Here is a 13,122-nt window from a genome sequence, read left to right as displayed (position 1 = left end):
TCAGTTGAAATTAACGAATTCGATGCCGTGCGCCGGTGCTGCTCGACGAATCAGGCATTCGATTGCGGTTCCGGGATTGACCCCGAAACGCTCTCCCCAGTAACTGGCGCCAAAGCGCCGCCCCAAACGCTGGCGCCCGCCGGTGTTCAGGGTCCATATGAATTGCGCGTTCCAGGTCCCGAAATGCGCCTGCCCAAAACGAGAACGCCCCATACGGGGCGTTCTGAATTCGGTGACAGATGCATCGGGATAGCCCTGGCTGACGGCAATGCCGACATAGAACGCCGCGTTCTGCCCTCCTACGGCAACCAGCCGCTGACGTACCGACAGGCGTCGGTCTTCGAACAGTGGCTTGAGGCCAAGGCAGGGGTCGGGCAGGTTCATGACCCGCTCCCAGTCCGGAACCAGTTCGCTGACGGTGGCTGGGTCCATCTCGTTGAGCAGGTCGAAGGCGCGGCCGTCAATGCGAGCGAACTCATGGGACAGGCCGGCGATCAATTGCTGCACCTCGGGCACGCGCTCCGGGTCCCAGGCAGGACCGGGTGGCAACAAGGCTTGCAGCTGTTCGGCGTAATGCTCGGCGGTTCTTATGACGACCATAGAATCCCCCCGAAGGTGAGCAGCTGATTGGCAGCTGCCGTGACGTTGGCCGTCGGTGAGATCAACACGTGGTCGGTTTCTCCGGTCGCCCGGCTGATGGCCTCGGCAATGTGCGTCAGCAACAGGGTTTCACCCAGGCCCGCCTCGCGGTTATGCAGGTCCGCCAGTTGCGCCTGCACAGCGGCGCGCACCGCCGTGGTGTCCGGCGTCAGGCTGATGGTGTAGGTCACCGGTTTCTGCACCGGCGCCAGCACGTACAGCTCGGCCGTGACCGGGCGTAGCGGCTCGATGTAAGCCGCCACCTGGGCCAGTTGTTCGGCATCGGGCGTCGGCGTCGCGTCATCGTCACGCATGAAAAACACGGCGACGGTGCCCGGCCCCATATAGCGACGGACACACCAGGCTCGTGTTACGCCCGGCACGTCCAGCGCCCAGGTGACGTAGTCGTCCTGATTGCCGCCGTGCGGGATGACCCTGTAGGACCGCACGACACGAGCCCGCAGCGACTCGGTGCTTTCCCGGGCGATGCCGCCGGTCAGGCCGTCGGCGATCACGGTAAAGCTGCTGTCGATGCCTTCAACAGGCTGCACGACGGTCATGACCTGCCCGGCATCCGCATTACCCAAGGCTCCCGCGTCCACCGCCTCGACAGTGGTCGTGTTGTTGCCTGCCACTGTGGTGACGCCCTGGGTTACGCGATAGAAACGCCCATCGCTGAACTGCAGGATCGTGTCGACATCCAGCACAGCGCCCGCGGCCGCCACAAAACGCACGGCGCCGGTGGCAGGCTGCGCGGGTTTGCGCGGTTGCCGGAGGCGCAGGATGGCCTGGCGCTCAAGGGTTTCTTCATCGGCGGTGTCCGGCAGAATCTGGTCCGCGATCCAGTCCTGATAGCCGTACAGCCCATAGGCCGCACCACTGTGGGCGCGGGACAGTACGCGAGCATCGGACTGACGAAGCGCGTCGCCCGCCAGATCAACCTGTGTGCGGTTGACGAGTGCGGGTAACGTGGGGGTTTCAAACGGCATAAATCACCTGCCACTGTTCTGAAGGGTTGAAACGTACGACCTGACCGTCCGGGACGACCAGCTCGACGCCCAGGTTCAAGCGATTGCTCTGAACCTGTTCGGTGAAGATGTTGATGCGTTGGACGTGACCATCGTCGATCAGCCAGCTCAACGCTTCGCGGGCATAGAACTCGGCGTCGCGCTGCGTCTGAGCGGTGAGCTTGACCCTGCGCAGCAGCCAGAGCCTGGAGCCGATCCGGTCATTGGCAACGGCCGGGTAGGTGTCGCCCCACCAGCCAAAGCGCTCGGCATCGTCGAACGGATCGTCCGCTTCGGCGCGGCGCCAGGTGAACAGACTGATGATCACCGAGCGCAGCAACGAAGCCTGCAAGGAGCCTTCGATAATCATCAGCCACCTCCAACGGGCGGCCCGCTCTGGTCGGGACCGGAGCGCACGCTGCCGTGCAGATGAGTGATCTGACTGATGCCGCCGGCAATCTGGTCGCCCTGGGAAACGATCTTTCCGGTCTGGGTGATCTGCGGCGTATCGAAGTTCACCGCCGTCGCCGCCTTGATGTTCAAGGTGTTGGTTTCGATGTCGATGACCTTGCCGCGCTTGAAGTGAACCTTGTCACCTTCATCGGTGTAGATCGCCACTTCGCCCGACTCCAGTCCCTGAAGGCGATAGCGGCGGTCGGCAACGACCAGCAGCAGACCGTGGGAGCGGTCGCCGCCGATGAAGGCAGCGATGCCTTCGGCGCCGGCCAGCGGGTTGCTGGTGAAGCCATAGGGTTCGAAATGCTCCATGTCCCCCCTGACCTCCCCTGCCGTCAGACGCATCTGCAGCGCCTGCATTTTGCTGCTGGCCCTTGCGAGCACGACCGTGCCGCGCACCAGCATGCGATTGAATAGACTCATGCAAGTGTTCCTTCGTTATTGGGTTGCGCGTAGCTGTAGGCGTCTTTGTTGACCGGCACCTTGCTGCGCTTTTCAGGATCGCCGGGCTCGGCTTCGAACCCCTCTATCGGCCCCACCACCAGCGTGGTGGTGGTGCCCTTGTCGCTGAGCGAATAGGTAATGGCTGAAATCAGCATTTCCTGATCCAGATCGAGGATCGAATCAACGACCCGGACCAGAGTGTTATGGCGCCATAGCGCGCCGTTGGCCTGCCGCCAACCCTGCACCTTGTAGGTCGTGAGCCGCGTCTTGCCCTGGCGGTGACCGCGTTCCCATTTGGCACGGCTCAACGCCAGTGCCGGTGTGATCGGCGACTCCTCATGGATGACCAGCACACGCGCAGGCGTCACGCTGCTGTCAGGGACCGAGGCCGATACCTCGGACGCAGCCTTGCCGAATGTCTTGTCATTGCCCGCCTGCTGGCCAATGACCTGGTACTCGGAGAAGAGTCCGGAAAAATCCAGCGGCGCAACGGCTGACAGTACGTTCCTGCCCAACTCCAGCGCGTCCACTGCATTGCCCATGCTGCCGGGCCTGGCGAGCACGACATTGCCGTATTCGTCATCGGTGGAAAATATCCGGAACACGGTCAGCAGTCGGTCGATGGACTTGAACACGGTCTCACCGGGCTCGATGGTGTGTTTCGATTTCCTCGAGGTTTCCGGTATCTCGCTGAGCACCTTCACGTTGTAGGACGCGGCCAGCTCCCTGACGATGGTCAGCGCCGACACGTCGTTCCACTCGCCAGGTTTGTTGATCGCAGAACAATCAATGAGGTCGGCCGTCAGGGAGCGCCCGGATATCTTCAAGGTGATCTGCTTGTCGTCATAGCTCACAGGTGTGGCGAACACCCGGCCTGTCAGGATCAGCTCGCCGCCGATACTGACCGCACACCGGGCACCTGCCCGAACAGGTCTGACCATGTCCGTTCCAGGCCATTGCCAAGTCAGGCTGATGTCGAAGCTGCGCGCCTGACGCTCGATGCCTGCGGAGATTTCCACGGTTTTCCAGCCAGCGTAATCCTTGTCATCCACCGTCAAGGTGACAACATTGGGGTCGATCATGGGTTACTCCTGAGCGATCTTGAGCGTGCCGGGCGGCACGAAGCCTGGATGCGGAATACGGTTGCGCTGAACCACTTCGTGCGAGCGGCTTGCGTCGCCGAAACGACGGTACGCCAGCACGAGTGCCGGTAAAGGTTCGGAGACCTTCATGTCCTGCAGGCGTACACCGGAAGCAGCCACTGCGTTGAGGTGACTGATCAATGCATGACGCAGCGTATTGAGCGCCAGGTAATGCTCCGGATCGGCTTTAAGGGACGCGTCCCAAATGGCCGCGCTGAGCGTGTCGCGCAGTTCGATCACATCGTCGGCCACCGGTACATCGGCACGTTGCAGCGGTTGAACCCGTTGCTGATCCAACGAAGGAACGACCAGAATCGGTGTCGTGCTGACGGCCACCGGCATGCTGGCCACAACCCTCGCCACCTTGACGAGCAGCGCGTCCTGCACCAGATCCGCCGTGGCCTGAGCAGTCACCCCGGTATCGAGGCCTCCGCCCTGATTGACCTGATTGATGCTGGAGACCGCCTGCGCCTGTTGAGTGGCGTCGGAGATGATCGAGCGATACGGCACCGCCTCGACACCCGAAGCATTTCGGGAGACCGAGGCGCTGGACGCAACGCTACCGACGCTGCCTGTGCCATTGGAACCGCTGGAACCACTGGAGCCGCCGCTACCCGGGCTACCGGAACCACTGCCGGAACTGCCCCCCGTATTGCCGCTGCCAGAACTGCCTGAACCACTGCCTGTGCTGCCACCGCCAGCGCTTCCGCTGCCAGATCCAGTGCCGCCTGCGCCGACGTTGCTACTGCCGCGCTCTCTGCTGCTCCGGCGGCTGTCACCCTGGAAGCTGGCAAAAAACGTAGAAAACATCGTACTCACGGTGTAAGGCGCGTTGACCAGCGAATGCACCAGTGCGGTGGCATCCGAATAGACCGTCATGAACGAGGAGAACTGCCGCTGAATCGTGGCGAATACGCCAGACAATGTGCTGCGCAGCGCCTGAATGTTGATGCGCACCGCGTCCACCGTCGCCATGACCGCCCGGTAGCGCCTGAGCGCAGAACCCAGCAATCCGTCCGACGCCTGCATGAGCTGGCGTCCCGTGTTGAGCGTCGACGTCGGAAACTTCAGCGGCTGATCCGGGTAGAACTTCAGGTTCAGACGCACGATTCCGCCTTCGGCCAGGCTGTGCGTCATGTCGCATTCGCCAACCTGCACCTGCATCCGTCCCAGCCAGGGATGCACCAACTCACCGGCGCCCGACACTTCCAGCGCCTGAAGCAGCTTGTCTCTTTGTTCAAAACAGTCCGGCCCGACAATGAACGCCGTTACCGTATGGACTTGCGATTGCTTGCCCAGCGACTCGAAGTAAGGTTCGTCGCGCTGCGGAAACTCATGCAGTTGGCCTTTGCGCCCTATCGGAACAACGGCGCTGCTGATGAAAAAGCCGACACCCCGAAAAGACGCGGGCAACAGGCTGTCACGCCAAGTACTCATGATGCGGCTCCTGCGCCGAGGGTTCGATAACCCACGCTTGGCGATATCGTCAAACCGGGTTGATTGGTCTGCATCTGTTCGGTGCGCATGCCAGGCGGCGCGTTTTCAAAGCGAATATTGAGCTCGCCTTCAAGCCGCGAACCCACGCCTGTGCCCTGTTGCAGCAACAGGCTGCCAGGGGCCGGCAGGTTAGGCGCGCTCAGCAACTGGCTGGTTGCCGGTATGCCCATTGCCTGATTGATCTGCTGCTGTTTCAACTGGCTGACCTGCACAGCGTCGGCGGTCAGGAAAGCCCCTTTGCCACCACCGGGACCGGCGTTATCCACACGCCGTTCTTCAGCGAACTCGTTGAGCTTTTGAGTGGCTTTTTGCAGCAGAGACTTGTCCTCGGAGCCCATACCGAACCAGCTCAGGATCGGGTCAATAAACGGCTTGATGTCCGTGAACAGACCCGAGAAGAAGGTTTTGATCGGCGTCCACTTCTCGTTGATCGATTCCATCGGCGACCAGTTGAACAGGCCCGTCAGCGCGTCCATGAGCGGCGCGGTTTCGGCCTTGATGCCTTCCCAGATACCTGTGAAGAAACCACTCACGGGTTGCCAGGCGGCCGAAATCAGTTCCATCGGAGACACGTCGAACAACGAGGCCAACGCATCGGTGACAGGTGCCGCCTCAGCCTTGATGGTTTCCCAGAGACCAGAGAAGAAGCTGCTAACGGGTTGCCAGGCAGACGAAATCGTGTCCATCGGCGACCAGTCGAACATCGATTGAAAATAACCAATCACCGGCGAAGCCAAGGCCTGGATAACGCCCCAAAGCGCGCTGAAAAACTCGGACAACGGTTGCCAGTTCGAGATGATCATGCCGATCGGCGTCCAGCCAAACAGCGTTTTCATCGCGTCGAAGACCGGCGCGGCCAGAACATTGATGTCGTCCCATAAGCCGACAAAAAATGTGGACAGCGATTGCCAGCTTGAGACGATCGTGTCGATCGGCTTCCAGCTGAACAACGTTTTCATTGCGTCGAACACCGGCGCAGCCAGCACCTTGATGCCATCCCACAAGCCAACAAAAAATGCGGACAACGGCTGCCAATTCGAAATGATGAGGCCAATGGCACTCCAGCCGAACACCCTCTTGAACACATCCCACAGCGCCATGACGGGTTCCCGGATCGCCGCCCATACCGCCTGGAAATACGGGGCAACGGTCGACCAGTTGGCGATCAGCAGACCGGCGGCCAGCGCCAGCGCCCGCACGACAATGCCCACCGGAGACATACCGAGGACCGAGCTCAGCACTCTGCTGGCGTTGGTGGCCGCGATGACGGCCACCTGCAGCACGCCAAAGGCAATCGCAGCGCCTACCACACCCTTGATGACGCCCGGGTGTTCGGCGGCCAGTGCTGCGACCTGAGAAATCATCGGCCCGATCACGGCCATTGTTTCGTTCATCGCAGGCAGAAACATGCTGCCGATATTGATGCTCAGGCGATCAACCCGATTCTCCATCTCTTTGAGAGCGACCGCAGTCGTCTCCGAGTTGGCCTGGAACTCCTGTTCGATGGTCCCTGCCGACTGCACCCCTTCCCCGACTTTCGCCAGGTTGGAGCGCAGCACATCTAGGTTCTTCAGCAGCGGCGTGATAGCGCCCAGCGACTCTTCGCCAAACAGTTGCGTGATAACCGCCGACTGTGTGCCCGGATCGACCGTCGAGATGGCCTTCAGCACCTTCTCGATGGTCCCGGACGGGTCCTGCTGCATGCCTTGGGTCAGCTGGTTGATGTCCAGTTGCAAGGCCTCGAAAGCCCCGGCCTTGGCTGCGCCGCCCTCGGTAATCGACTGCATGAAACTCTTGATGCCCTTGGCGGCCACATCGGTCGGTACATCCACCCCGGCCAGCGTGGCGCCCATTGCGGCAATCTCGCCCGACGCCCGACCCGCCACAGGCCCGAGCGGGCCCATCGCGGTGACCATGGTCGCAATCTGCTTCTCCAGATTGTTGCCGCCCAGCACGTTGATCTTCTCGGACAGCGCCGCGACCTGTGGCTGAGTCATCTCGAAAGAAGAGCGCCACTTGCCCATCATCTCGCCAGACTGAGCGGCGGTCTGGTCGAACGCGATGCCCATTTTCACGGCATCGGTGGCAAACCCGGTCAGCTCGGCGCGTGGCACATTGGCCTTTGCGCCTTCAGTGACAATCGCCGCAAGACCACTGGCGCTTTCCGGAAGTCTTTCACTCAGGTCAAGAATGTCACGGCTCATTGCCTGGAATTGCTGCGGGGTTTCAAACGTCACCGACCGTTTGACACCGGCCATGCTTGTCTCGAAACCCATCGCGGCCTTGACCGCATCGATCAGCGGCTGCGCCAGGGTGCTTTCGCCGATCATTTCCTTGAGCGGGACTTCTGCCAAACCGGAGCTTTCCAGACCTTCCGTGAATCCTTTGACGTTCTTGCTGACCGTGGCCAGCGTTGGAGACAGTTGATCGACGCCGGTGATCAGCGTTTTTATAGTGTTTGCCATCACTCCCCCTGCAGGATCTGGTTGATGCGTTGCGCCTGCAAGATCGACTCGGTGATGACGTCCAGTTCCCTGGACATCATCAGTTCGGGGTCGGTCTTCCAGAAGTACGCGAGGTCGTAAACGACGGCTATCAGGCCTTCAAGGTTGCTGATGCCGCTGCCATGAAAAAACTCGCGACCTTCCAGCTCAACGTGTTGATGTCACACAGATCCATCTGGTTGACAGACGACGGCGGAATGCCGGCGCAGACGGCGATGTACTTCGCCGCCACGTCCAGATCGAGGGACACGTCCTCGTTCTTGTCGATCCGGTAAGGCAGGGCCTTGATGGCGCGTGCTTCCTGTGCGGTGGGACGGCGAAACGTCAGTTGCGAAACGGTTTCGCCATGAGCCTCGATAGGGCTCGCCAGCTCGATGATTTCACTCATTGCCAGCTCCCCTGACTGCCCTCGAATTTCAGGTCGATGGTGCCGTCATCGGCCTTGCTGCTCGGATCTTCAACCATGTAGGCGCCGGACAGGACGTAGGTCTTGCCGTTGTTGAATTCGCAGGTGATGGTCATATCCACACCGGTGGTGAGCAGCTTGAGCGGCATGTCTGGCGTGTGTACGGCCTTGAATTTCACCCAGGCGGCTTTATCCACCTCCTTGAAGTAGCCCGGCACGACGGTGTCGCGCTTCACGTTCATCAACGGGGCTTCGCCGCCGCCGCTGATGGTCAATTGGGTGCCATCCACTTTGATGTAGCAGGTACCCGCAACTTTCTGAGCCATGTTCTTTTATCTCCAGAATGAAAAAACCCGCACAAGGCGGGTTTGAAAGTGATGTTGGTGGAAAAATTTACGCCGCTTCGTCGTACTGCAGGCGGAACTGGTTGAGCAGTGCAAACACGCGCAGGCCGTTGATGTAATCCGGCGGGAACATCACGTTCACGCGGCTCGGATCGTTGCCGTCACGTTCAACGATAAGGTGCTGGGCGAACACTTCAGCGTTTTCCACATGGCCTTCTTCTTCAAGACGGGCGTACTGAGCGATCAACTCACCGCGAATGGTGCTCGGCGTGATGATCGGCTGACCGGCGCCGAAGCGCGTGCCATCGCTGGCCAACTTGTGGCGACCGTACTTACTGGTGATCACACCCTGCAGGCGGCGAATGATGAACGCCGACTGGTGCATGGTTTCGCTGTCCAGATACGAGTTGTCGGCCTGGCCGTAAGCGTTCTTTTGATAGGTGGTAATCGAACGCTGAATGCGCACGTAACCGCCTTCGTAGTACGCCGTGGCAATGCCATAACGCAGCAGTGACTCACGCTCTGTCAGCGTGAAACGCTGGCTGGCCGGTGCAGGGTCCAGACCGGGCATGGTGCCGCTCTGGGTCGGACGGCTGGCGTCGGCGGAAATGAACACCGCGGTGCGTGCAGCCAGTGCAGCCGCTTGCAGCCAGACCGGCTGTGGCGCTGCCATCTCGACGGCCTGAATGGTGATGTGCTGATCGTTGCGCAGTTGACCTGCGGCGACCAACGTACCGACCGTGCCACGCTTGGCGCTGTAGACATGACCGTACAGTTGACGCGCCCAGCTCCAGCGACCGGTGCTGTCATCCATGGCCGCTTTCCAGGCATCCAGCGTGCTGGTGTCGGTCCACGGCAGGCACAGAAACTCGAAAGGCTCATCGCCCAGAGCAGCCAGCGCCTGAACCTGATCGGGGGTGCCGACGCCGCCGGTCATGGCAGTGACTTCGGCGGTCAGGCCTGCCGGAATCGCTTCGCCATTGGTCTTGCCCAGGCGATTGAATTCCAGGCGGATGTCGTTGCCGCTCACGCCGCTCCATTTGCAGGAGAGGGTCAGCACGCCCGCGTCGACAACCGACCGGACTGGCAGGTCAGGCGTGGCGTTGATCTTCACCGACAGGGCATTGGCTGCCTGAGCCGCCGTTGCGCCATTGACCACCGTGGCCTGCACGCGCACGCCACCGACATACAGGTTCAGCAAACCGGTTTCGGTCGCTGCGCCCGCCACGGTAACCGTCGCGCCGGCTTTGGCCCCTTCGGTGTTGAGCAGCGGCAGGCACCAGACTTCACCGGTCGGGTCGGCCTTGCGCCAGGTTTCGTACATGGCGGCGAGCATGGAGCCCTGACCACCAAGGTTCTTCGCCAGCGCCACGCTCGGCACCAGCACCAGCGAACCGATTTCCGGGCCGGTGACATCGTCGTTGACCTGAGCAACGATCAGACGGCGCATGCCGGCCGACGCGCTGTTGGCGGCCGAGTTGTCCATCTCCGCATAGAACAGCGGCACGCGGACATCGGATGGAATGTTGTTAAAGCTGATAGCCATTGTTTGGCTTCCTCTTGATTAAGCCGTTTCGGCGGATTGAGTGGGGGATTGCTCGGTTTGCAGGGTGATATCGCCGTCGTTGTGACGGCGTTGCCACCAGGCGTTGAACGTCACGACGCGTCCTTCGGCAGGCAACAGATCGCCTGCTTCAGGGTCGGGCACGGTGCGGCCTTCGGCCGGTAGAACGGTGATGCGTTGGGTCATGGTTTTACATCTCCTGAGAATTTCACTTCGATACGCCCGTCCGGGCCTGGGTATTTCAGGTTGGGGTCTGCCGGGTCGATGCTGTCCATCTCGAACGTGGCACCGGTAAAGCCCGGCAATCCGTCCAGATAAGCCTCGTGCCAGGTTTCGGCGGGCTGGCTTTCGAGGTTGCGACCCAGCTGAAACTGCGCGGCGAAGCCGAAGCGATAGGTCACGCGATCACCGCTGATCTGCACCAGCGCGCCGCCCTGGTACTGCATCGGGTCGTACTCGCGCTCCGGGCTCCAGCCCACCAGCGCACGCCATAGCTCGGCGCGAATGGCATGCAGTTGTTCACTGGCTTCCTGTCCGCGCTTGTCGCCGCCATCAAGCACCACCACCACGTCCAGCCGGTCGGTGATGATCTGGCGAACGACGTTCTGCAGATCGTTGGCCGTGGCCAGATCGCCAGTGGCAATCACGTAAGCCGAGGGATGCGCGAGCTGATCGCCGAGGGCAACAGCCGCCCAGTCGATCCCTGCACTGATTCGCCCGGCAAAGGTCGGACAGGTCGCCTGCAGATGGGCAACTATTGGGGTTATCTTCATGAGTGAATCCGCGTGTAAGAAATGTCGATCCAGCACCGCAGCGATGGCTGCCAGTCTGGAAAGTGTGTACGGCTGAATGCCTTGAGCTATTGAGTCGCCTTGTCGAGCACCTTGTTGGCCTTGTCGGCAGCACGGCTGGCCGTGTGTGCTGCCTCGCTGGCGACGGTGGCGGCGCTTTCGACCTTGCCAGCGGCTTCGGTCGTACTCTCGGCCAGCCGGTCAAGACGAAGATCGCGCCTGCCCAGTGCTGCGTCGTAGGCCTTGCGCACCTCGGCCAGCTGTTGAGTGTGTTCGGCATTGGCCGACCATTGCCCGGCCTGAAACCCGAGCATCAGGCAGCCAGCGATCATCAACGCGGCGATCACCCAGACCTCGATCTGGCGCCAGGCGCGACGGGCGATGAAATCAATTACGCATCTGTGCATCGTTGGCACCTCCGAGCTGGGAACGAAGCCGGGCTATCTCGGCGCTTTGGGTGGTCACCTTGTCGGTGAGCTGCACGATGTGACTGGTTAGCGCTTCGATCTTGCCCTCCATGCGGCCAACGGCTGCGGCGAGTTCGTTGCGCTCCTTGGCGAACTGATCAGCCCGCGCTTCAGCCTCCTTGCGAATCTGTCGCTCGGAGTCGAGCAGTTCATTGAGGCGCCGGACGGTGCCGATGTCGGCGTTATCCATCGCCCGGTCGGCGGCGTCTCTGGAAAGAAACTTGCGCAGCCATAAAAAGCCGCCAAGCAGAATGGTGCCAGTGCCGCCCAGCCAGGTAGCTGTGCCTGGTCCAAGGTCGGTGGGGTCCATCTTTGCTCCACGCATAAAAAAGGCCGCACAGTGGCGGCCGGGGAAATCCATGACGGTAGTCCGCCAGGGCGGGCTTCGGGGCGGATCACGAATGACCCGTTTCAACAGTTGCGCGGCCTGCCTTGAGCAGCAGTTCCGAGGCGCAAATTGCATATCGTGGGACCTTTTTACCCCCCTCCGGAAAGGCTGGGAAGGGGCAATTTCGGGGTGGGTCGAGTTTGACCGGACTTCAACCCGAGTTCGACCGCAGCTGTGCAGTCAACCCGGATGAGCGGTGCGAAACGCCGCGTGATCCAAGGCGAAATCAGGCTCTGCGCGCGACCTCCTTCCTGTTGCTTCGAGAGGCGCTACGCGCAGAAAGCGCAGCCAGAATGCTTTGATGAAGCTTTTCGACCCAGTTGCGGTAGGTTCGATCGGCGCCTTCATTAATGCCCAGCAAACGCATCTGCTCGCGCATCGGCAACGACTCCACATAACGCAGGGTGGCGAGCTGCGCCAATTCAGGTCCTCGGCTCCTGGCCGGGCTGCGCGCCATCTCGGCAACAGCGGCTTCGACTTCGCTGCTTATATAGTCCATGCCGCTGCCATTGCCGATCAGCGAGCGCGAACCCGGCGTGCTGCGGGGGATATAAGCGCCCCACTCCATGATCCCGGCCATCGGACTGCTCAAACCGCCGCTCAGCCCGATGCGGTTGCGCTGCTCGCCCCAATGCGCCATCACCGCTTCTACTTCTTCAATCATTGTGTCGCTCCTGACTTTTGTGCAGAGAACGCCGATCGACGTCCTCAGGAAAGCCAGACAATACAATCTGTATTTTTTATACACAACAAACCATTACAATGTGTATATTGAAGAACACCCTACAGCCTGTATGATTCGACGCATGAATAAATGGTATGAAGTCGCAAGACAGGTCATGGATACCCAGCAGATCAGCCAGGAAGAAATGGCTGAACGCATGGGGGTTACGCCCGGCGCGGTCGGGCATTGGCTGAACGGCAAACGCGAGCCCAAGATCGAGGTCATCAATCGATTGCTTGGCGAGCTGGGCCTGCCGATCCTCACTACCTCCATCCCTTGGAACGAGCCCGGACAGCAGAACGTTGCGCCAACGGGGCAGCCTTCGCGTTTCTATCGCTACCCGGTGATCAGCTGGGTCGAAGCCGGTGGCTGGAACGAGGCGGTCGAGCCCTATCCGGTCGGTTACTCGGACACCTTCGAATTGAGCGACTACAAAGCCAAGGGCCGAGCCTTCTGGCTGGTGGTGCGCGGGGACTCGATGACGGCACCCGCAGGCCAGAGCATTCCGGAAGGCATGTTGATTCTGGTGGACACCGGCATCGAGCCGACGCCCGGAAAGCTGGTGATTGCCAAGCTCCCGGAAAGCAATGAGGCAACGTTCAAGAAGCTGGTCGAGGACGCCGGGCGCTATTTCCTGAAGCCGCTCAACCCTGCCTATCCCACCATCGCGATCAGCGAAGAATGCAAACTGATTGGTGTTATCCGGCAGATGACCATGCGCCTCTGATCACCGTGATGATCCCCGAGCC

Annotated in this window: 16 protein-coding genes; 1 reads left to right on the top strand and 15 read right to left on the bottom strand. The window is 61.0% G+C overall.

Annotation, left to right across the window (positions count from 1 at the left end):
* The 15 genes from AO065_RS26260 to AO065_RS26190 all read right to left on the bottom strand — a co-directional run bounded on the left by AO065_RS26260 (window position 1) and on the right by AO065_RS26190 (window position 12,313).
* Window positions 1-600, bottom strand: coding sequence for a YmfQ family protein (locus AO065_RS26260; protein ID WP_004885415.1), 600 nt, complete (start codon window positions 598-600; stop codon window positions 1-3).
* Complete coding sequence (locus tag AO065_RS26255) at window positions 588-1,628, bottom strand: baseplate J/gp47 family protein (protein WP_004885413.1); 1,041 nt, start codon at window positions 1,626-1,628, stop codon at window positions 588-590. The genes AO065_RS26260 and AO065_RS26255 overlap by 13 nt, the downstream gene beginning before the upstream one ends.
* On the bottom strand, window positions 1,618-2,016 hold the full coding sequence (locus AO065_RS26250) for a phage GP46 family protein (RefSeq protein WP_004885412.1): 399 nt from the start codon (window positions 2,014-2,016) through the stop codon (window positions 1,618-1,620). The genes AO065_RS26255 and AO065_RS26250 overlap by 11 nt, the downstream gene beginning before the upstream one ends.
* Entirely contained in the window at window positions 2,016-2,525 is a 510-nt protein-coding gene (locus tag AO065_RS26245; RefSeq protein ID WP_004885410.1) for a phage baseplate assembly protein V, read from the bottom strand. The genes AO065_RS26250 and AO065_RS26245 overlap by 1 nt, the downstream gene beginning before the upstream one ends.
* Window positions 2,522-3,628: a phage baseplate assembly protein gene (locus AO065_RS26240; RefSeq protein ID WP_004885408.1), complete on the bottom strand. Its 1,107-nt coding sequence runs from the start codon at window positions 3,626-3,628 to the stop codon at window positions 2,522-2,524. Before AO065_RS26240 ends, AO065_RS26245 begins: the two co-directional genes overlap by 4 nt.
* A gap of 3 nt (window positions 3,629-3,631) precedes the next feature.
* Complete coding sequence (locus AO065_RS26235; protein WP_004885406.1) at window positions 3,632-5,125, bottom strand: DNA circularization protein; 1,494 nt, start codon at window positions 5,123-5,125, stop codon at window positions 3,632-3,634.
* Entirely contained in the window at window positions 5,122-7,650 is a 2,529-nt protein-coding gene (locus tag AO065_RS26230; protein WP_004885405.1) for a phage tail tape measure protein, read from the bottom strand. The genes AO065_RS26235 and AO065_RS26230 overlap by 4 nt, the downstream gene beginning before the upstream one ends.
* A gap of 130 nt (window positions 7,651-7,780) precedes the next feature.
* Window positions 7,781-8,077 (bottom strand): phage tail assembly protein, encoded by a 297-nt coding sequence (locus tag AO065_RS26225; protein ID WP_004885402.1) that lies wholly within the window; start codon window positions 8,075-8,077, stop codon window positions 7,781-7,783.
* The gene (locus AO065_RS26220; RefSeq protein WP_004885400.1) at window positions 8,074-8,421 is read right to left on the bottom strand and encodes a phage tail tube protein; all 348 of its coding nucleotides are present in this window, start codon (window positions 8,419-8,421) and stop codon (window positions 8,074-8,076) included. Before AO065_RS26220 ends, AO065_RS26225 begins: the two co-directional genes overlap by 4 nt.
* 67 nt (window positions 8,422-8,488) lie before the next feature.
* Window positions 8,489-9,985 carry a phage tail sheath subtilisin-like domain-containing protein gene (locus AO065_RS26215; RefSeq protein WP_004885398.1) on the bottom strand — a complete coding sequence of 499 codons (1,497 nt, stop codon included), beginning with the start codon at window positions 9,983-9,985 and terminating at the stop codon, window positions 8,489-8,491.
* Window positions 9,986-10,003: 18 nt separating this feature from the next.
* The gene (locus tag AO065_RS26210; RefSeq protein WP_004885397.1) at window positions 10,004-10,189 is read right to left on the bottom strand and encodes a DUF2635 domain-containing protein; all 186 of its coding nucleotides are present in this window, start codon (window positions 10,187-10,189) and stop codon (window positions 10,004-10,006) included.
* Entirely contained in the window at window positions 10,186-10,776 is a 591-nt protein-coding gene (locus AO065_RS26205; RefSeq protein ID WP_004885396.1) for a phage tail terminator protein, read from the bottom strand. Before AO065_RS26205 ends, AO065_RS26210 begins: the two co-directional genes overlap by 4 nt.
* 86 nt (window positions 10,777-10,862) lie before the next feature.
* The gene (locus tag AO065_RS26200; RefSeq protein WP_004885394.1) at window positions 10,863-11,201 is read right to left on the bottom strand and encodes a hypothetical protein; all 339 of its coding nucleotides are present in this window, start codon (window positions 11,199-11,201) and stop codon (window positions 10,863-10,865) included.
* On the bottom strand, window positions 11,182-11,571 hold the full coding sequence (locus AO065_RS26195; protein ID WP_004885392.1) for a DUF3450 domain-containing protein: 390 nt from the start codon (window positions 11,569-11,571) through the stop codon (window positions 11,182-11,184). Before AO065_RS26195 ends, AO065_RS26200 begins: the two co-directional genes overlap by 20 nt.
* Window positions 11,572-11,875: 304 nt before the next feature.
* The gene (locus tag AO065_RS26190; RefSeq protein WP_004885390.1) at window positions 11,876-12,313 is read right to left on the bottom strand and encodes a hypothetical protein; all 438 of its coding nucleotides are present in this window, start codon (window positions 12,311-12,313) and stop codon (window positions 11,876-11,878) included.
* 175 nt (window positions 12,314-12,488) lie between these two features.
* Here AO065_RS26190 and AO065_RS26185 point away from each other — a divergent pair, with 175 nt between their 5' ends.
* The gene (locus AO065_RS26185; RefSeq protein ID WP_004885388.1) at window positions 12,489-13,100 is read left to right on the top strand and encodes a LexA family protein; all 612 of its coding nucleotides are present in this window, start codon (window positions 12,489-12,491) and stop codon (window positions 13,098-13,100) included.
* The last annotated feature ends 22 nt before the right edge of the window (window positions 13,101-13,122 follow it).

The sequence above is a fragment of the Pseudomonas viridiflava genome (assembly GCF_001642795.1).
In the GTDB taxonomy this organism is placed as follows: domain Bacteria; phylum Pseudomonadota; class Gammaproteobacteria; order Pseudomonadales; family Pseudomonadaceae; genus Aquipseudomonas; species Aquipseudomonas viridiflava.
The sequence above is the reverse complement of the archived record's forward strand: the minus strand, read 5'-3'. Positions and strand labels throughout refer to the sequence as shown.